This window comes from Cytobacillus gottheilii, assembly GCF_018582665.1.
Lineage (GTDB): Bacteria > Bacillota > Bacilli > Bacillales > Cytobacillaceae > Cytobacillus > Cytobacillus gottheilii.
The window spans coordinates 1594452-1612806 of the sequence record NZ_CP071709.1 but is presented as its reverse complement, the minus strand read 5'-3'; the positions used below and the strand labels follow the sequence as shown (position 1 = coordinate 1612806).

The following is an 18355-nucleotide window of genomic DNA, read 5'->3' as shown; positions in this document are numbered from 1 at the left end:
TACATCCGATAACTGTTGACACTTGTAACTTTCGTAAAATAGAAACGCAGATATTTGCGATTAGACTTTTCATTACCTCGCACCTCTTTCGATAATTTTTACGTCGACCTGCTGCCGACCAAACCGTATTGCCTCGCCGTGACTTGCCGTTAAATAGTCGAGCTTGCGCCCTCTGATCGCGCCACCTTTGTCAAGCACAATCGCACGCTCCGTCCGCCCGTCAGCAAAGCGCAGCTCAACCGTTGACCACATCGGCAGCACCGAAGGGTCGGCGGCTATTACTCGCATGCCTTCGTAGTGCGTCCGCTGTGTGACGTCGATGCCTTCCGAAGTTATTCCGCTACAGCCAACGCATTCCGCTGTGTACGCCGTGGTCTCGAACGGTTGCCATGCCGTTGCGTTTAGGCGTTCAATAGTCTCTCGTTGTTCGGCTATAATCGCGCGATAGTCCTCGGTTTGCTGACGCCAGGTCTGCGCGTTTGGTGCGACGATGGGCGCTAGTTCCGCTGACTCGACCGTTGGTGCGCCCGTTAGTAGATTCATAGTTATGAGTAAATTTGCGAGTATACTGATAGAATCATCCTTTCGTTAGACTGCGACTTTTCCTGCGATGTGAGGATGCGGGTCATACCCGACAATCTCGAAATCTTCGAATTTGAAATCGTCTATGTCCGTTACCTGGCGATTAATATTCAGCGTTGGCAACTGACGAGGCTCGCGCTGTAGCTGCGTTGTTATCTGATCGATATGATTCGTATAAATATGCGCATCGCCAATCGTATGAATAAACTCGCCGACCTGTAAGCCAGTTACATGCGCGATCATGTGCGTTAGGAGCGAGTAGCTTGCGATATTGAAGGGAACGCCGAGAAATACGTCACCGCTGCGTTGATACAGTTGGCACGACAGCTTTCCGTTTGCTACGTAGAATTGGAAAGCGAAGTGACACGGCGGTAAAGCCATTTCGTCGAGTTCTCCGACATTCCATGCGTTTACGAGCATCCTTCTGCTATTCGGATCTTTGCGAATTTGCTTTATTACAGTAGTTATTTGATCGACAGTATCTTCCGTTAACATTTCTGAACCATCGTCCCAACGATAATCCCACACCAATTTCGCAGGTTGCCATTTGCGCCACTGTTCTCCGTAAACTGGACCGAGATTGCCGTTTTCGTCAGCCCATTCATTCCATATTCGCACGCCATTATCCGTTAGGTATTTCGTATTTGTATCGCCTGAAACGAACCAAAGCAATTCGTGTGCGATAGACGACCAGTGAAGTTTTTTCGTAGTCAGTAACGGAAAGCCTTTCGATAAGTCATACCGCGATTGCCAACCGAACACCGACAAGGTGCCAGTGCCGGTTCGGTCGCTTTTCTCAACGCCGTGGTCGAGTATGTGCTGCGCAAGTTCAAAGTATTGTTTATCCGCCATTTATTCGCCCGCCTTTCGTACATATTCGAAGTCATTATCGCGAAGAACGCCGTGAAGCACGTTACCAAGTCGCGTCACCATGTCTTCGTCCTGCTCGGTATAGCCAGCTTCGTGAAATACTGCGTGAACTATTTCGTGTATTAAAACGCCGACCTTTCGCTGTACTGGCATGTGTTCTTCCAGCTTGATCGCTGTGCAATCGTATAGTACATGGCCGAGCAACTCGTGACCGTTGTCGTGCAGGCCAGCGTGTTCAGTTACGAAATAATCAACGGAGCCTATACGTACCTTTGTCGGAATCATTCGTCGCCCTCCTTCAAGTCCGCTTCTTTTACGAAAACGCCATCAATCATGCGCCCCTTGCGGTCTTTGATTTCGTCGTAAGCCATTGCGATGCATTCATCGATATCAATTCCGAGTTGTAGCGATAGAATCGTTAGCACTACGTACACATCGCCGATTGAGTCCTTAATTTGGTCCGGACGTGCTTTCGCCATGCCTTCGGCTAGCTCGCCAAGTTCCTCGAATAGTTTCAGCATTTGCTTATCGGGATTTGCCGTGTGTAAATTGCGGTCGACCGCCCATTGTTTAATTTGCGTAGTTACGTTCATTCACTCGTCCTCCTACCAGGATAATTCGTCGGCATGTTGCGCTAGTCTGCCGCGGAAATTTTTCGTTAGTTCTACGACTCCGCAATAAGGTTCATCGCGAAAATGTTCGATATAAGGCGCGAATCCGCTTTTCTTCGGGTCGGGCAAATCGCACTGACCGTCGTGTCCGATCATAATTACGTTGCAGCTATCGTGAATCCTCGTTAGAACCTTCTTCAGTTCGCCGCGTGTGAAGTTTTGGCATTCGTCGATTATGACGGTGTATTCCTCCATGTTTGTGCCACGCGCAAATATGTGTGATTTCGGATAGACCCATACGTGGCCTGACTTTAGCGCGTCGGGATTCTCTTCGTCGTACACAACTTTCGCTGGCACTTCGTTAATTTTCAACAATGCATCGATTAACGGTTGATGATACTCGCTTTCCTTTTCGGACTGCTTGCCCGGACGGAAGCCCATCGCCTTTTCCTGTACCGGTGCGAATACGTAAATTAACGGCTTGCCGAGCAACTTGGCGCAAGCAACGGCGAGCGTCGTCTTGCCCGTACCACTTTTCGCGTTGACGATCGTTAGTTGATTATCGAAAATCGAATCGACATAAGTGCGCTGCTCGTCGGTAAGTTTGTCTGCGAATCCGAATAGCATATTATTGACGGGTAATGGCATCGTTATTTCGCCTCGCTTTTCTCTAATTTGTATAGATCGCCGCGTTTTCCTTTTACGTGATAGCCGTTGTTGTAAACTTCGTTGAAGTCCGTTACTTTCGCGTCGTAGGTTTTTGGCGGGCCGTCTTTTATAACTTCCGTTAGTGCAAAACATGTAAAAGTCAGCAGAAACACAATGATTAATAGACCCGGGAATGATTTTTTATCCACTCCGCTATTCACCCAGTCCTCAATTTCGACAAATATTCCGAGCAACAACAATAAAGCAAAGCCTCCTATAAGTGTCAGACCAAATAGATAAATAAACCAATGCGTCGTTACTGCGAGAATTTCCACGCTATCGCCTCCTTATAGTTCGTCGAATCCATTGTCTACCTGGCTAACTTTCGTATACTGACGCGATTTCTGTTCGAAGAAGTCCGACTTGCCGTGGTCTACTTCCTCATACGCTACGATCCATCGCAACGGATTTTTGCGATAACCTTCAAACGGACGGTCGAAGCCGAGTTGATTACAACGAACGTTTGCGTAAAACTTGATGTAGTCCTCCAGGTCTTTCATCGAAACTCCGTCGATCTTGTCGCCGATGATGGTGCGTCCCCACTCGATTTCCAGTTCGGCTGCCTTAACGAATGTGTCACGTACAAAGTCCGCAAGTTCTGGCGTGTTTAGTTCGGGGTTTTCCGCGAGTATTTCCTTGAATATTTTTACGAATAGGTCGACGTGAATCTGTTCGTCACGATTAATGTAGTTGATCATCGTACTTGTCGCGACCATCTTCTGATTACGCGCAAGGTTATAGAAGAACGCGAATCCGCTGTAAAAGAATAGACCTTCGAGCACTACGTCGTATACGATTGATTTCAGCAAGTTTTCAGCCGTTGGGTCCTCCGCAAACTCGCGATAACCTTCCGTTACGAAATCGTTACGGTCACGCAAAGTCTGTTCTGAGCGCCAATAGTCGAATACTTCGTCTTGCTTCGCTTTGTTTACGATCGATGATAAAACGTAGCTATACGAGTGATTATGGATAACCTCCTGTTGCGCAAGGATTATCATTAATGCGCTTAGCGATGAGTCCGTTAGATAATCGGCGACCTTCCCCGCGTAGTCAGTCTGAATCGAGTCAAGCAACGCAAGTAAGCCGATGATTTTAAGGAACGCGTCTTGTTCATGCGGTTCTAATTTCGTAAATTGTTTCGCGTCATGCTGCATATTAACTTCGAATGGCGTCCAAAAGTTCGCCAGCATCTTCTTATATTTCGGATATGCCCACGAATACCTTACGTCGTCCCAATTCAGAACGTTCGAAGATCGTCCGTTGATAATGCCCGTTGAGCGATTCGGCGCGTCTGCATCCATTATTTGTCGCTTGTTTATCGTCATTCATTCGTCCTCCTGTCGTTGTAAAGGTAAAGCAAGGCGGGCAAAACCCCCGCCATTAACTCGAACATGAATCGCAGTCCTCTATCTCGGAGGAGGTTGAGCGTAGATAGTACGACGTCTTTAACTTTTCGCGCCATGACGTCATATGCAAGTCGAGCAATTCCTTAGCCTGTACGTTTTGCTGAACGTAAATGTTAAAGGAAACCGCCTGGTCAATGTGGCGTTGTCTTGCTGCGTTCTGGCGAATCGACCACTTTTGATCGATAAAATACGCCGATTTGTAATACCACGTTGTTTCTGTGTTTAAGTCGGGCGCTGTGACTGGAATGCGATAGTCCTTCTTCTCTTCGGAATAAAACTTGCCAAATATCGGATCAATCGTCGGAGTTGAACCGGCTATCAGTGCCGTGCTTGCGTTAGGTGCGACCGCTAATAGGTAGGCGTTTCGAATGCCCGTGCGGATAACTTCCGATGAAAGCTCTGCCCAACGGATGCTATAAGCGTGAGCATTTCCGTCGTTTTCCGGCAAATATCCGCGATTAACGAAATACTCTCCTGTCGACCATTCACTGCCCTCAAACGCAGGATATGAGCCTTTCTCTTTCGCTAATTTAGCGCTAGCTTTAATCGTGAGATACGCAATATCTTCGTATAGCGTGTCCGCAAATCTAACAGCTTCCTCGGACTCCCAACGAATACGTTTCAGCGCAAGTAAGTGATGCCATCCAAATGTTCCGAGGCCGATTGCGCGATATTTCATATTAGTTATTTGTGCTTGCGTTACGGGTAAGTCATTTATGTCGATTACGTTGTCAAGCATGCGGACTTGAATCGGTATTAACCGCGCAAGAATGTCGTCCATTACTGCTCTTGCGAGATTGATAGACGATAGATTACAAACGACGAAATCGCCCGGTTCTTTCTCGATGATGATTTTGCCGTCTTTCGTATACTCTTCGATGACCTTTGTCGCCGATTGATTCTGAACGATTTCCGTGCATAGATTCGTACAGTAGATCATGCCGGCGTGCTTGTTAGCGTTCTTACGGTTTACTTCGTCGCGATAGAACATAAACGGCGTGCCAGTTTCGAGCTGCGAACGCAAGATACGTTTCATTATTTCAATCGCCGGCACTTTAACTTTGCTCAACGCGTTTTCTTGAACGCATTCCTCGTATTTATCACGGAAAGAGCCAGCGCCGTCTTGCTCGTCGAAATAGTCTTCTAGCGAATAGCCCATAACCTTGCGGACCTCATGCGGATCGAATAAGTACCAATCGCCGCGTTTTTCGACTTGCTCCATGAAGATGTCCGGAATACAAACGCCTGTGAATATGTCATGCGTACGCTGTCGCTCGTCGCCGTTGTTTAACTTCGCGTCAAGGAACGAGTAGATATCTTTATGCCAAACGTCAAGATAAACGGAAATTGCTCCTTGTCGGGTGCCAACTTGATCGACGCTGACAGCCGTATTATTCAGCTGTTTCATCCAAGGCAATACACCGCTGCTCGCGTTCTTGTGACCGCGAATGTCCGAGCCTTTCGAACGTATCTTTCCGAGGTAAACGCCAATGCCGCCTCCGTTTTTCGATAGATTCGCAATGTCTGTGTTATCGTCGTAGATCGACTGCAGACTATCGTCAGTTGTCGCGATGAAACACGAGGATAGTTGACCGCCAACCTTGCCCGCGTTTGTTAATGTCGGCGTGGCTACCGTCATATACAAGTTGGACATCGCCCAATACGCTTCCTTAACGAGTTCTAGGCGTTTGTCTTTCGCTTCTAACTGCATAAGCGTCATGGCGATAATAAGGAAACGCTCTTGCGGTAATTCGAAGATGTTCTTATCGTAATCCTTCGCCAGGTAACGGTCGCTTAACGTTTTAAGTCCGATGTAAGTAAATAGTTTGTCGCGTTCGGGGTCGATAACTTCGCCAAGCTCGCGTATTTCTTCTTTCGTATATGTTTCGAGTAATTTCGCTTCGTAGACGCCCTCGTTTGTTAGCGTTGTAATCAGCGAGTAGAAGTCGCCGTACTTACTGAATGCGTCATAAACACGATTTCTTGCCGCCTGCTTGTAAAGCGAGCGAAGGTGGATATATGCTGCCACAAACGTCCAGTTCGGATTCTCCGCGTCGATAAACTCAAGCGCTGTGTTCGTTAATAGTTGCGTAATTTGATCCGCCTTGTATTCGTCGCGACTCTCGATCGAACGGATGACTTTCTCCGTATATTCAGCGACATCCAGCTCCGGAAATCGATGCGTCGCCGACTGGATAAACGCAAGCAATCTCGGCTCGTCGAACGGCAACTTGCGTCGCCCATTGTTTTTCGTAATTAACGTCATTTACTTCGCTCCAATCTTCGATTTAATGTCTGTGATTGCTTCCGCGACCGTTGCGCGCCGAGCATGGCGTTCAGCTTGCCGTTGGTCGGCGCGTTGGATTTCACGGTCAAGTTCGTGCAACTCTGCGTTAAGTGATTCGAGTAGCTTTTCGTAGGTGGCTTCGAGGGTCATTTCGCAACAGTTACGAATTTATTGTTAAAGCGCTCGTAGTCGACGCCGTAGTATTCCTTGTAAGTCTGCGGTGCTTTGCCGTTGTATTGCGGCTTAAATTCCGTTCTACTTTCGCGTGCCTCTTGTCTGCGTTCTCTACGTGATTTCATCATAGTTATTCCGCCTCCCCTTCGCGATTAAAATGAACGTTGGTAATTACTGATAGGTTATAGATTGAAACCGCCTTGCCTTCTTTATTCCAGAGGTACAACGACCTTCTTTCGATGTCCCAAGAGTAACGGTCAACGCCATGTATTTCGTCGATCTGACCGTTATTTAGCGAAACTACTGCGGTTTTTATCTTGCGAAAATTACTTTCCGACTCTTCTTCCGCCTGAACCAGCGATTCCCAGCGCTTAATTATTCCTTTGCTTTCACTTACATTAACGGCAGTCCAAATCGTCAATACCACGACAATAAAAAATACAGCGATAATTAATCCGATCATTATTCCGCCTCCTTAATAATTCCTTCGTTAATCAGATATGCAAGCCCTATCGCAGCCGCATCACTTTCGTCCGGCGTAGCAAACTCGCCATCATAGCCGGTCCAGCGCCGAACTGCGTCAGCTACTTCGTGCTTCTCCGCCTTGCCCGAGCCGACGACCGCCTTCTTAACGGCTGACTGCGAAATGGCTGGCGTTGTAAAGTTAATGCCGAATTTATGCAACGCTCGATCGACGCCCGACCATGCGGCGAAAACTGGATGATTCTGTCGCGACGACCGCCCCTGGAAATCTTCGCGAATAATGACGTCAAAGCCGTTCTTTCCGATGTGGTCTGCGATAAACAACGTCGCCCACGATTCGACGATGTCAGCGCGCAAGCCGTGCGTTTGTGACGTGTTCGTTTTGACGTGTGATAGTGCGGTGATGGTCGGTTTGTTGCGGCGCATTTCGATGATAGCTACGCCCGGCAACGATAAGGACGTGTCAAAGGCGAGGACTCTCAACGGGCGTCACCGTCCCAATCGTTGAATAGCTTAATAGATACCTTGAAATCTTGATCGAATTTTAATTCCGCCGCAACTTCGTCCTCATATCGTTTTACAACTGACTTTGCGAGTCCCACTAAATCCACTGCAAATTCTTCATAATTACGCCATGCAGTGCCAACTTCGTACATTAATATAAATTTTCTTCGATTAAAAAACGTCTTTCTTTCGTTCTTAGTAAAGATACGAACAACCCATTGTCTGAGACCGAAGGCAACGTGCGTGTCAATGATGTCCACTTTGTATTCGCCGATGTCCGTTTTTACAGGGTATTTGGAGAACTTATCCGCCATCACTCCGCCTCCTTTTCGCGCACTTCCTTAATGAACTCGAACGCGTCATAGAAAGCCGCTTTCTTCCACGCTGGCAAATTCGACCGCTGCGCCCGTCTGACTTGCGCCTTTAGTAGCTCGAACTCCTCGTCGTCCATTTCTTTCGCAATAGCTGTCTTGTAATCGTTATATTTCCAACCTTCAAGTTCGATAGCCGGCGGTGTTTTGGTGCGCCATGCCTTCGTCACTCGCGCAAACTTGTCGAGTAATTCAACGCGTGACTCTTTCGGAAAATAACGACCGAAAGCCTTTGTGCGTCCGAATTCGTATTCCCAATCGGCGCCATACGTTAAGTGATAAACGATGATCGTATAATCTAGGTCGTACATTTCGTTGTAAACGTGCGTTTGCAATTCGTGGTCGAGTTTCGCTTTGTCCTGCTTCTTAAATTCCGTATAGCTCTTTTGAAACGACTTGACTTCAAGTCCCACGCGCAAGATTTCGCCGTCGTCCGTTATATAATGAAGGATTCCGTCAGGTAATCCATTCAAGCCGAACTTTTCGCCGTTGTGTTCTACTTCGTGAATCTTTTTAACGAAGTGCTCAAACGCTGGCTCGCCGCGATCTGTTCGCTCGAATCGGAACCGTGGCGCTTTGCCCGTCAGCTTTTCGAAGTGACGTTCCGCGAGCATAACTTCGCGCTGAATGTACGCCCCAACTTGCGATCCAAGTCCCGTCCAGTCGCGTTGATTACGGTTTGGCGGTCGTTCATCTTGACCCTTACGTCCGTAAATCGCTTTGGCGTAAAGCTGGCGTTCATCCTTTCCCGCAGAACTTGGCGCGAATGTTGGTCGCTTTGTACCGTCGGGTCCGTACAAATACTTTTTCCAGCCGTCCTTTTCTTCGAGTTGTTCGTGCAAAACACGCGCATACTGCTCATAGAACTCCGCGTCCATTTCGTCATCGTATGGCTGCGGGTAACGGTGAAACTCGTCGAGAAATTCGATAAAGTCTTGCGCTATTTGTTCTGCTAATATTTGCGTCAATTACTCGTCCTCCTTTGTATTCTTCCGTTCAAACATTACTCCGCGAAACAGTACGCCAACCACGTATATCAATATGCTAACGGTCATCGCCTCAGCGAACGTTACTGTTACGCCAATGATCGGCAAGCCTGCGTAGAAAATGACCGCTGGTACTGCGAAGCCAATTGCGACAAGTAGCGTTAATAAGAAAAACGATGCGATGACGCCAAGTGCTGCGAGTGTCATTTCTTTCATTCCGATTCCTCCTTATTAGGCAGTTTTTTCTTCATAATCAAGACCGCCAAATTTGTAATACATCGACTCGAGCTTTAGTTCTATTAGATACTCCTTGAACTCTGGCCGAAAAAGTTTTACTAGATCGCGAGGAAAATACAGATAATTGAATGACCTACCGTCGCGCTTGCGATCTTTTCTTGCTCGCGGTGCAATTCCATATATTTCGTCTATTTTCGCAATAAGTTCGCTAGTTTCATCGTCATTCAGCATATTAGAATAAAGATGCATCGTGTTTCTTGTTTTGTGCCAGCTTCCGTCGTCTATATACCAAAGAAATAAATCTTCTTTGTCTAACGTTTTAATTAGGTCGGTATAACTAGCGTCAGCGACTTGTGTTATTCTTTCGTCAACGTGCGTGTTAAACTTGTAAATAGTTTTGGTGCCTCCGTACCCTGACTTCTGAGTACCGATTTCTCCGAATGTGAAACCTTCTTCTATGCACATTTTTCTTTTAAAATTAATAACGTTCAAATCCGTTGAGGTAAAACTCATGCTCGCGTTTTTATAAGGCTTTATAATGCAACCATCGCCTAATTTGCCGTTTTTCGCCATACGACTAAAACGCACTGAACCACTCCTCTTCGCTAATTTTTTGCTGCCATCTTTCCGGATATATTTCGATGTCACAAGAAACTGGTACACGCAACTTAACCGCTTGCGCCATAACTTCGCGAATCTTATAAAGGTTTTCTCGGCTGATATTTCGCGGACAGTCGTATAGAACTTCGTCGTGAGTCTGGCTGAGAATATACACGTCCATTTGCGGTAGTACGTCCGCAAGGTCGACAATCGCCTTCTTTAAAATCGACCCTGCGCTCGCTTGTATTGGAAAGTTACCGGCTTGCCGCTGTGCTCCAAATACACGGAATCGCTCTTTCGATTTAACGTCCGCATGCAGTCTGCGTTTACGACCGAAGATGTCCGTTACAAATCCTTGCTTCATTACTGTCGCGTGCTGATCGTCCATGTAGCGCTTGATCCCCGGATAACCTTTAAAGTAATCGTCGATGATTTTTTGCGCTTCATTTTTCGAGATTTCCAACGTGTCAGCAAGTTTGCCAGCGCCCATTCCGTATACAATCCCGAAGTTTACTATTTTCGCTTGCTTACGGAATTTCTGATACGGTGAGCCGTCGGTATCTTTATTCGCTTCAATCTCTTCGTAGGTGTAACCGCTGATTAACGCAGCTGTTGTCGAGTGAATGTCGCGACCTTGCTCGAATGCTTCAATAAGAATCGTTTCGTTAGCCATATGCGCCAGTACACGAAGTTCAATCTGCGAATAGTCAATCGATACAAGTATTCGGTCAGCATCCGTCGCTAAGAACAAGTGGCGAATTTCTGGCCGCTTTGCCGGTATCTGTTGCGTGTTAGGGTCTTTACAAGTGAATCGTCCAGTTGCCGCGCCCCAAGTGTTATGCCACGGATGAATCTTGCCGTCGCTTTTAACTTCCTTCGGCAACTTTTGCGTAAAAGCAGACCGTAGTTTACCAATCTCCTTGTATTCGAGAATCATAGGCACGACCGGATGCTCGCGCTTGATCTTTTTCATGAAACGGCTATTCGTCGACCCTTTGCCGTGGTCTGTAAGTTTCAAGTCTACGAAAAGTTTCTTGCTTAGTTGTGCTGGCGAATTCAAGTTAATTTCTTCGCCAAATTGCTCGATTATTTTTCGCTGTAACTCTGCTTCTTCAATCGCCAGCTTTTCGTCAAGTTTGGCCGCTGCTTCTCTATCGAATCGAATACCGCGCAAGTCTGACTTAATAAAGTGGCGACAAACCGGCATTTCAACCTCGAACAGTAAACGCTTAATGTTAGCAAGTTGTGGCGAATTTAGATGCGTCATAATCCAGTCATATAACGCGAGTGTCTTTTCCGTATCGCCTGCCGCGTAAGGTAAAGCGACTTCTAATGGAACATTGTTAAATTGCACATTCGGAAATAATTCGTCAAAGTTGTCGCTCGGCTGTTTCAGCCAGTCGGTCAGCAAATTCTTTAGCCTGTGATCGCGATTTTCATCGAGTGCCATCGCCATTATCCGTGTATCAGCGTGCAAAGCGTCCGCTAAGTTTAAGCCGAATTTTACTTCGAACCATTTACAGTCGAACGGCGCGTTGTGCATCACGATTTTTGACGTCATTAATGGCACCGCAACAATTCCGAGAACATCGTTAGTGCTGCAGGAGTTTAGCTCGCACTTTTCCGTATGATTTAACGGCACATAATAACTTGCCTGGCGAGTACTAACGGAGAACCCCGCAACGTTGCCGCGCCACGGGTCAAGCGCTCCGTTATTTTCGCCAAATGTTTCGCAGTCAAACGCGATTACTTCAGCCGCTTTAATATCGTCAGCCATTTTCGTCAACTTATCGAGCGTGTCGACTAACACGTAGTTTGCCGGCGTTTTAGCGACCAAGTCGGCCAGCTTTTGATCGCGTTGCTGTTCCGCCAATTGTGCGTATAACCGCAACGCTTCCGCCTTGCTAAATCGTTTGCCAGCGTCGGAGGGCGACCTGCTTATCGTGCCCTCCGTCATGGCGTTCTTGACTGCGATTAGCCGCGCTTGGTCGGTATCGCTGTTTTTCATCGCGAGTATGCGCGCCCACGCTTCGTCCATCGTTTCGCTCGCCGCCTGCTTGCGCTTGGTTGCCGCCTGCACACGCTCTGCTGCCGTGCTGTCGTCAGCTTGCGTTAAATTAAGCCGTAATTTTGGCGACATGTGACCACCGCCCTTTCGTCGTTGTCTTTCTAATCGATCAACACTTTTCGCACGTTCATCCGTTTGTAGAACGCCAGGACTACTTCCTCGCCGCCATCGCGCGCCCAATCTCGCCAGCAGTCGGCGTCGCAAAACGTCAAGTCTGCGTGGTCGTCGTCGAGGTGTAGCTTTCCTTGCGGAATGTCGGCGTTACAATTGGCGCATTTATTCATCGTCAAAGCGCGATTCTGCTGGCGCGATTAGTTCGAACCAATGCGGTCTGCATCCGTACTTATCGCCACATTCATCGAAATACACATTCGCTCCATCTTCCGCAATAATAACGATTTCGCCTTCTTCATTTGCGCCGGTATCTTCTATTACGCGCACGATATCGCCCTTCTTGAACTCGTTCGGCTTGCGTCCAATTTTCGCCCAGCGTGCGATTTCTGCTTTGCGTTCAGCTTCCGCTTTGGCTTCGGCGATTTCTTCGTCGGTTGCGCGGACAAGCTGGTATGCGTCAGCCCCGTAAAGTTGATCGTCAATTTTCGGAATATGCTCGACTTCGTAATCGTGCGTAGGAACATCCGTACTAATAATCATTACGATTGTGCCTTCGAGTCCTCGCACGGAATGTACAATCTTCGCATAATCGCCGACCTTCAACGGCTCGACCTTCGGCGTAGCTGGCGCATATACTTTAACGTTGGCTGGCGTGCGCCCATATTCTGAGTCGTTATTATAAACCGATATTTCGTCATCTTCATCGTCGATAATTAAATCGTAGGCATCGACTAGGTACGGCTTTCCGTTTGTCACGTATCGAGACGTAGCTTCCGTAAACACCACGACATCGCCCGGCTGTGCTTTGCGGTCAACTAGCGTGTACTCGGCGCCTTCGTGCGTGATGGTGTCGGCGTTGATCGGTTCGAGTACGACGTACTCCTTCGTTAAGACAAACTCGTCATCCGGCTCAATTAGTACGTGTGCATGCTCAAAGTTGGTTTCCGGATTGCTTGCAGTCACTTTACGAATGTCCCCGTTGTTGTAATTGTCCGCGTAATACGCATCTACGATTTTTACCAGCTCGCCGACTTTAGCTTCGCGCTTAACTTCGCGATATTCAACCGCTTGCTCGCCGCCCTTGCCTTCGAGCGAATCAACGCGCTGCTCTAACGTGCTTACGCGCTCGTCGAGTGATGTCGTTGGGTTGGCAGACGTTTTGCGATAGGCTACGAAGTCCTCCTGGTAGCCAACGATATTGTTGCCAACGTCTACGTAATCATGACCGGAATGACTTCGCGTATCTATTACGATGTAATTCTCGCCTACCTCAATCGTTCCCCAAGAGGAAATTGTCGTTACTAAATCGCCAATCTGCGCCTTTCCGTCAACCTTCTCGTACACCGCGCCGTCATACTCGACCTTCGTAATTTCGCCGTTTACCATATCGAGTGTTTTTACGTTCATTAATTTCGCCATTATATCGCCTCCGCTTCGTTATTTGTTATTACGCTTTGCAACGATTCGATGCCCGTCGATAAACGCGTCCATTTCGCATCTATCGAGTCAGCACCGACCCAATACTCGCTGATCTCGCGATTGTCAAACATAAATACCTCACCGTTCAGCACCGCGATAAACTTGTCGCAGTCTTGCTTATCGTAAGGCTTGCCGTTGTTCTTCCGCGCATAGCATACGATTTCGCCGTTTCTGTCGCCGCGAACCCGCGCGCTTTTGATCTGCACCGTCTGCCAGTCCGTTGTGCCTGGCGCCCTTACCACGAGGTCGAACGGCTCCGGAGCGACTGGCTCCGACACCGACCAACCGTTGGCAAGTAAGGCAGTTTGCGCAAGTAGTTCGCTATGGCGGCCTTTCGTGATTGTTTCATGCGCCAATTAAACCGCCTCCTTAAAAGTTGTATTTCGGTTCGCCGCCGTCAGCTTGCGCGCCCAGCGATAAGCCAATCAGCGAAATATCGAAGCCTGCCTTTACAAGCGCTTCAATTTGCTCCTTCTCATCCGCGATATAAGGAGCGCTAAAGAATTGCGACATATCGATTTCAGCCGGCGCTTTTTCGAAGTTAGCACGCTGCACATCGTCCAAGTCCTCTTCCATATCGATAACTGGCGCAAGGCTTACGACTGTGCCCGTGCTTTCGCCTGTTTTCGATAGTTCGAACGCTATTTTATCCTTACGCTTGGCGTACTTTTCGATCGCCGACTTGACCGTTGTATGCTGTTTAGCGCTTAGGTCGACCGCAATGACTTCACCACTTGTCAGGTCAAAGAACGCCATTGCAAAACGCGACTTCGGCTTATACTTTTGCGCCTCTTGCGAGTGTGCGTCGGTCCATTCCTGCGATAAGTCCTTGTGGTAACGGAAAGCTTTGTCCCACGGCGTCAAGTTATCGATCGGGAAACCCTTCGGCGTCTTTTTCGACGGCTTGTCGGCGCAAAATGAATCGACTTGGTTGTAGATGCCGTAGCTGTAAAACTGAAAGTAGTCCTTTAAGCCGATAAGCTTGACGATGTAAGTCGTACCGGACTTTAGCGATGAAAACTTCGCACCTTTACCGCCGTTGCCTCCTTCGTCATTTAACGCTTCGTCAGCCGCGTCGCCAACTAAAAACTGCTCATTTACGTTTGTCATTCGTTTTCCTCCTTGCTATAATTTCGAACGCCGGATAATTCCCACGCCCGCTGGCGATTATTTACGGCGGAGTGCCACTTCCGCATCTCTTAGCTTTTACGCTATTTTTACGACCCGGCGATCGATTCCACACGGAGCAGCCGCGCTTCATCCAAATGTTTCCGCCAGGCGTGACGGCCAGCTGTTCCGTCCTCGTAAATAACCGCCAGCCGACGCAGGCTGACCGCCTAACAGCGAGGTGCCATTGCCAGTCAGTCCACTCGGCTACCTAATCCTAGGCTAAAACCGTTGTCCTCCAAACCCTTCGCTCGGACCGGTGTGTGCCGACGTATAGTGGTACGTCTATGCAGCGTTTTATTAGGTACGCGGTCAACCACAACTCATGCGTACGGGTTTTTCGAGAGCACAGCGTCCTGCACTCATCGCAAGCCAACGAATAGCTAGTCGAAACTGAAACGGCGATTATGCATCATTTCAGCGACAAACTTACTTAACGACCGCCTCGAAAGCCTCCGATGAAAGCAGGCGCTAGTTTCGCGCCCAGCTATTTCCGTAAAATGCAACGTACATTGCTTCGATTTCCTTGCGTTTCCTTTTTCGCTTGACTTGCGCTAGATTAACGACAGTTGCGCTCATTCTTCGCCCGCCGCCTTCCACGTAAGCGCGATGATTAGGACGAACGCGATTATGCCGCTCCATACGATTGCTTCGATCATAAGTAAACCGCCGCCTTTTCTTTAATTTCGTTGAACGCTTTGGTCGCCGTGTCTAATTCGAACTTCACGCGGTCAACTTTCGCCTGGACTTCCGCAATTTTATCCGACAAGCCGGCGCGAACCTTTGGCGACTTGGCTTTCGCATAACTAAGTTGATGCGTAGCAAGTTCGAGGTTCAGCTCGGCTATTTCGATAGATAAAACGCGTTCCTTGCGTTTATATTCGCGTTCAGATTTCGCAAACTTGCGTTGGATGAACAAGCGAACATCTTCCGCAAAAAGGTCGGTGTGTGAGTCTTTCGGGCTTTCTTTAGGTTCTTCCTCCGGGAATTTATAAACGGTGATTATCTCGTCATCTTCTCCTAAGATTAATCGCGTTTTCGATTTGTAATGATCGAAGGCTCTACGAATTTTACCGTCTGGATGCGTTAAATCCCCTTGGTAAAACGCTGTTTGCATCAGTTGGTTTAAGTGATTTGACGCGTGCTCTACCGTGACTCCTAACCGTTCAGTAGCTCGAAAACATGCGTGCTGTGTAACTCTATACTTCTTCATCCGAGTCGCACCGCCTTGATTGACGGAAGCTTGTCGCGGTCGACGCCGTCTTTAACTTTGCGAATTAATTTCGCGTAAGCATCATTTTCGGTTTTATTTTCGCTCGCTTGGGAATAATATTTATTAATAGCATTAGTTTGGCGCATCATATACGACCTCCACTTGCATATTTTGTCGAATTGCGTTATTATTTGACTATAGTCTATACGAATTACCGTATAGCAGTTATAATGAGATTGACCGGAATAGGACGTAATGCTTAAACGCCTTATTCCGTCAAATATCAATAGGCGCATCTAAGCTTTTTGCTTAGTAACATATTTCGCTGCCAGGCGATGTGTAGCGTCAAATTGCTTGTAAATATTGGCGATAGTCACCGAATTTATTAACGTCGTAGTTTTTCGCTAGTTTTTTCAAGCTACGTTTTACAACCTCGTGATGCATTCCGAGCGCTTTGCCGAGCGCGTTGACGGATGCGTATCGAGGGAGCGCTTCGACGATTGCCGTCGTCGTTGCGTCAATATCTTTGGTTAGGGAGTCGATCAATTGCCGTTGGTCGGCTTCCGTTGTTTTTACGACTTCTTGCTCGACGTTTGCCGCGTCGACTAATTCAAGCGTCGTGTTTTCGTCATCATCTAGGTGAATCGCGTTAAGGTGGACTTGCCGGTCCGTGTTCTTATCGCGAAGAAAGTTAGCGCGCATGTTTCGAAATTTCCATTTAAAGTACGCTTCGAAACTTCGGCTGCCGTCGTAGTTACCGACGGTGTACATTACGCAATCATCGAATATCTCCTGCAGCTCGTGTTCGTCAGCTCCGATTGATCTTGCGACGGCTTGGCGATAGTCACCCTCTTTCAGAAACTTTACCGCCAGCGTTTCGTAAATTTGCGTGAACACTGCGTCACTCTTCGTTTCTTGGTACTCCATTATTAAGTTTTCTACATTCACTTTTTACCACTCCTCTTCGTTTCATATAATAATACCCGCAAATATTTCAGTTCGCACAAAATCCTTAAAACTTTTTTGTTTAACTTGTCTGTATGTATATAATACATGAAATATATGTTAATTCTTCCGATAGTACACCATCTTGTTTAAAAACTTTTTTGTGTACTTTCGAAACATAACAGAATATTTAAATAAAACACCCCCACTCTATTGAGTGAGGGCTTGATTGTTTATCCGCCTGGTCTTACGCCTGGTCCGTCAAATGTTGTAAAAACAATTTCTTCATCTTTTGGTACTTCTTTATTTTCGCTTGCTGCCACATTAGACAACGGTAGAATAAACATCAAAATCGCTAAAGCACTGATAATTTTCTTTTTCAATTGTTACATCCCCTATCTTTAAGTTAATTAGATTTTTGAATAGGCCAACAGCAGCTCCTGTGTGACTGATTTCGTGAATCATTGCGGAAGCGAAAAATAGGTTACCAGCTTGTAGAAATTCCATAAAACATTCAGTCAATCCATCTGCTGATTTTTTAAATAAAGAATAGTAATATTTACAAAAGGTGTCGCGCGATTTTTCTTTTTCTAAATACGCAATTTCCTGGTCATTTATAACCTCCTCATGTCTAATTTTTTTAAAGATGTTGGTTGATTTGTCAAATGAATCGTGCTCGACTGAACTCTCCAACTTCAAGAATGCTTCCGCAAAGATCAAGTTATTTTCTGCGATTTCAATGAGGTCTGTTTGACTGCTGTTAAGAACGCTGATACTTTTCTTGATGTTTTCAATTGCTTCTATCTTGTTTTCAAGCATCAGCGCCATGCCCATATAATAATACCCGTCTGATTCAAGTTTCGCACAAATTCTCGAGTTAATTAATACGTTTGCATAGAATTTGCATTGTTCTAAGTAATTCATATGAAGAAAAACAGGTGCATAGATTTCGCACATTCTTAAAGTGAAGCATTCTCTTAAAAATGTTTCGCGATTACCTACAGATGAAATTTTATTTTCTAACAACGACAGATTTTCAGACATTATAAAGAACTTATTTAAATGAAATAATCCGTACGTTTTAAATATATCGATCAAAACTAAAAGAACTTTATCTGTTATATCACGAATCTTTTCAATTTTCGCATAAAATTCCTTGCCATTTATCTTATAAGTCATATAATCCAACTGGATCGCGTATACTTTTGAGCATTCGCCTAAAGTTTCTGGTGATTTCTTATGTTTTGTGACTAGGTATTTCAATAGTGGGATATTTCTAGTTACAGACGCATATTCAAATGCGTTTTTTGTACATTCTGTGGAAATCTCTAGGTGACACCATTCGAAGATTGTTTTAGTAGGATTCTCAGGAGTAAGGATATAAGATAGTTTTAGTAAATTTCTAAACGAGGGTGATTTTTTTCCGCTTAGAATTTGATAGAAAAATGACTTAGAAACGCCTAACTTCGTATATACTTCTTTGAATGTGAGTGTGGGATGTTCATCGATTAATTCTTCAAGGATTGCGGGAAAAGTGTGCATAGCTAATC

At 46.6% G+C, this 18355-nt stretch carries 23 protein-coding genes; all 23 read right to left on the bottom strand.

Translation table 11 applies throughout. The features are described 5' to 3' along the window. Positions 1-72: 72 nt before the first annotated feature. The 23 genes from J1899_RS22830 to J1899_RS07865 all read right to left on the bottom strand — a co-directional run bounded on the left by J1899_RS22830 (position 73) and on the right by J1899_RS07865 (position 18347). Complete coding sequence (locus J1899_RS22830) at positions 73-288, bottom strand: 3D domain-containing protein (protein WP_425515009.1); 216 nt, start codon at positions 286-288, stop codon at positions 73-75. A gap of 300 nt (positions 289-588) precedes the next feature. Beyond that, on the bottom strand, positions 589-1434 hold the full coding sequence (locus J1899_RS07970; protein WP_214478332.1) for a thymidylate synthase: 846 nt from the start codon (positions 1432-1434) through the stop codon (positions 589-591). After that, positions 1435-1737 carry an ImmA/IrrE family metallo-endopeptidase gene (locus tag J1899_RS07965; protein ID WP_214478331.1) on the bottom strand — a complete coding sequence of 101 codons (303 nt, stop codon included), beginning with the start codon at positions 1735-1737 and terminating at the stop codon, positions 1435-1437. Further along, a complete protein-coding gene (locus J1899_RS07960; RefSeq protein ID WP_214478330.1) occupies positions 1734-2045 on the bottom strand; it encodes a MazG-like family protein in 312 nt (103 codons plus the stop codon). Before J1899_RS07960 ends, J1899_RS07965 begins: the two co-directional genes overlap by 4 nt. A 12-nt stretch (positions 2046-2057) precedes the next feature. Next, positions 2058-2711 (bottom strand): PhoH family protein, encoded by a 654-nt coding sequence (locus J1899_RS07955; protein ID WP_214478329.1) that lies wholly within the window; start codon positions 2709-2711, stop codon positions 2058-2060. Between the two features lie 2 nt (positions 2712-2713). After that, positions 2714-3046, bottom strand: coding sequence for a hypothetical protein (locus J1899_RS07950; RefSeq protein WP_214478328.1), 333 nt, complete (start codon positions 3044-3046; stop codon positions 2714-2716). A 12-nt stretch (positions 3047-3058) separates the two neighbouring features. Then, on the bottom strand, positions 3059-4096 hold the full coding sequence (locus J1899_RS07945; RefSeq protein WP_214478327.1) for a ribonucleotide-diphosphate reductase subunit beta: 1038 nt from the start codon (positions 4094-4096) through the stop codon (positions 3059-3061). 55 nt (positions 4097-4151) lie between these two features. Further along, complete coding sequence (locus tag J1899_RS07940; protein WP_214478326.1) at positions 4152-6443, bottom strand: ribonucleoside-diphosphate reductase subunit alpha; 2292 nt, start codon at positions 6441-6443, stop codon at positions 4152-4154. A 167-nt stretch (positions 6444-6610) separates the two neighbouring features. After that, positions 6611-6763, bottom strand: coding sequence for a hypothetical protein (locus J1899_RS07935; protein WP_214478325.1), 153 nt, complete (start codon positions 6761-6763; stop codon positions 6611-6613). A gap of 5 nt (positions 6764-6768) precedes the next feature. After that, entirely contained in the window at positions 6769-7101 is a 333-nt protein-coding gene (locus tag J1899_RS07930) for a hypothetical protein (RefSeq protein ID WP_214478324.1), read from the bottom strand. Then, positions 7101-7604 carry a crossover junction endodeoxyribonuclease RuvC gene (locus tag J1899_RS07925; RefSeq protein WP_246586612.1) on the bottom strand — a complete coding sequence of 168 codons (504 nt, stop codon included), beginning with the start codon at positions 7602-7604 and terminating at the stop codon, positions 7101-7103. Before J1899_RS07925 ends, J1899_RS07930 begins: the two co-directional genes overlap by 1 nt. Beyond that, entirely contained in the window at positions 7601-7939 is a 339-nt protein-coding gene (locus J1899_RS07920) for a hypothetical protein (protein WP_214478981.1), read from the bottom strand. Before J1899_RS07920 ends, J1899_RS07925 begins: the two co-directional genes overlap by 4 nt. Further along, the gene (locus J1899_RS07915) at positions 7939-8964 is read right to left on the bottom strand and encodes a hypothetical protein (RefSeq protein WP_214478323.1); all 1026 of its coding nucleotides are present in this window, start codon (positions 8962-8964) and stop codon (positions 7939-7941) included. The genes J1899_RS07920 and J1899_RS07915 overlap by 1 nt, the downstream gene beginning before the upstream one ends. Then, entirely contained in the window at positions 8965-9198 is a 234-nt protein-coding gene (locus J1899_RS07910) for a hypothetical protein (protein ID WP_214478322.1), read from the bottom strand. A 15-nt stretch (positions 9199-9213) separates the two neighbouring features. Further along, on the bottom strand, positions 9214-9807 hold the full coding sequence (locus J1899_RS07905) for a hypothetical protein (RefSeq protein ID WP_214478321.1): 594 nt from the start codon (positions 9805-9807) through the stop codon (positions 9214-9216). Next, on the bottom strand, positions 9797-11959 hold the full coding sequence (locus tag J1899_RS07900) for a DNA polymerase (protein WP_214478320.1): 2163 nt from the start codon (positions 11957-11959) through the stop codon (positions 9797-9799). The genes J1899_RS07905 and J1899_RS07900 overlap by 11 nt, the downstream gene beginning before the upstream one ends. Positions 11960-12163: 204 nt before the next feature. Next, positions 12164-13420: a hypothetical protein gene (locus J1899_RS07895; RefSeq protein ID WP_214478319.1), complete on the bottom strand. Its 1257-nt coding sequence runs from the start codon at positions 13418-13420 to the stop codon at positions 12164-12166. Then, positions 13420-13836, bottom strand: a complete 417-nt coding sequence (locus tag J1899_RS07890; protein WP_214478318.1) for a group I intron-associated PD-(D/E)XK endonuclease — start codon at positions 13834-13836, stop codon at positions 13420-13422. The genes J1899_RS07895 and J1899_RS07890 overlap by 1 nt, the downstream gene beginning before the upstream one ends. Positions 13837-13849: 13 nt before the next feature. Further along, a complete protein-coding gene (locus tag J1899_RS07885) occupies positions 13850-14590 on the bottom strand; it encodes a hypothetical protein (protein ID WP_214478317.1) in 741 nt (246 codons plus the stop codon). A gap of 712 nt (positions 14591-15302) precedes the next feature. Next, positions 15303-15860 carry a hypothetical protein gene (locus tag J1899_RS07880; RefSeq protein WP_214478316.1) on the bottom strand — a complete coding sequence of 186 codons (558 nt, stop codon included), beginning with the start codon at positions 15858-15860 and terminating at the stop codon, positions 15303-15305. Further along, positions 15857-16009, bottom strand: a complete 153-nt coding sequence (locus J1899_RS07875) for a hypothetical protein (protein WP_214478315.1) — start codon at positions 16007-16009, stop codon at positions 15857-15859. Before J1899_RS07875 ends, J1899_RS07880 begins: the two co-directional genes overlap by 4 nt. 196 nt (positions 16010-16205) lie before the next feature. After that, positions 16206-16808, bottom strand: coding sequence for a sigma-70 RNA polymerase sigma factor region 4 domain-containing protein (locus J1899_RS07870; protein ID WP_214478314.1), 603 nt, complete (start codon positions 16806-16808; stop codon positions 16206-16208). Between the two features lie 321 nt (positions 16809-17129). Continuing rightward, positions 17130-18347, bottom strand: a complete 1218-nt coding sequence (locus J1899_RS07865) for an AimR family lysis-lysogeny pheromone receptor (RefSeq protein WP_214478313.1) — start codon at positions 18345-18347, stop codon at positions 17130-17132. Between the last annotated feature and the right edge of the window lie 8 nt (positions 18348-18355).

Coding starts and splice junctions, on each gene's coding strand:
- J1899_RS22830 (WP_425515009.1), bottom strand. CDS start 288: ATGCGAGTAATAGCCGCCGACCCTTCGGTGCTGCCGATGTGGTCAACG.
- J1899_RS07970 (WP_214478332.1), bottom strand. CDS start 1,434: ATGGCGGATAAACAATACTTTGAACTTGCGCAGCACATACTCGACCAC.
- J1899_RS07965 (WP_214478331.1), bottom strand. CDS start 1,737: ATGATTCCGACAAAGGTACGTATAGGCTCCGTTGATTATTTCGTAACT.
- J1899_RS07960 (WP_214478330.1), bottom strand. CDS start 2,045: ATGAACGTAACTACGCAAATTAAACAATGGGCGGTCGACCGCAATTTA.
- J1899_RS07955 (WP_214478329.1), bottom strand. CDS start 2,711: ATGCCATTACCCGTCAATAATATGCTATTCGGATTCGCAGACAAACTT.
- J1899_RS07945 (WP_214478327.1), bottom strand. CDS start 4,096: ATGACGATAAACAAGCGACAAATAATGGATGCAGACGCGCCGAATCGC.
- J1899_RS07940 (WP_214478326.1), bottom strand. CDS start 6,443: ATGACGTTAATTACGAAAAACAATGGGCGACGCAAGTTGCCGTTCGAC.
- J1899_RS07935 (WP_214478325.1), bottom strand. CDS start 6,763: ATGAAATCACGTAGAGAACGCAGACAAGAGGCACGCGAAAGTAGAACG.
- J1899_RS07930 (WP_214478324.1), bottom strand. CDS start 7,101: ATGATCGGATTAATTATCGCTGTATTTTTTATTGTCGTGGTATTGACG.
- J1899_RS07920 (WP_214478981.1), bottom strand. CDS start 7,939: ATGGCGGATAAGTTCTCCAAATACCCTGTAAAAACGGACATCGGCGAA.
- J1899_RS07910 (WP_214478322.1), bottom strand. CDS start 9,198: ATGAAAGAAATGACACTCGCAGCACTTGGCGTCATCGCATCGTTTTTC.
- J1899_RS07900 (WP_214478320.1), bottom strand. CDS start 11,959: ATGTCGCCAAAATTACGGCTTAATTTAACGCAAGCTGACGACAGCACG.
- J1899_RS07895 (WP_214478319.1), bottom strand. CDS start 13,420: ATGGCGAAATTAATGAACGTAAAAACACTCGATATGGTAAACGGCGAA.
- J1899_RS07885 (WP_214478317.1), bottom strand. CDS start 14,590: ATGACAAACGTAAATGAGCAGTTTTTAGTTGGCGACGCGGCTGACGAA.
- J1899_RS07880 (WP_214478316.1), bottom strand. CDS start 15,860: ATGAAGAAGTATAGAGTTACACAGCACGCATGTTTTCGAGCTACTGAA.
- J1899_RS07875 (WP_214478315.1), bottom strand. CDS start 16,009: ATGATGCGCCAAACTAATGCTATTAATAAATATTATTCCCAAGCGAGC.
- J1899_RS07865 (WP_214478313.1), bottom strand. CDS start 18,347: ATGCACACTTTTCCCGCAATCCTTGAAGAATTAATCGATGAACATCCC.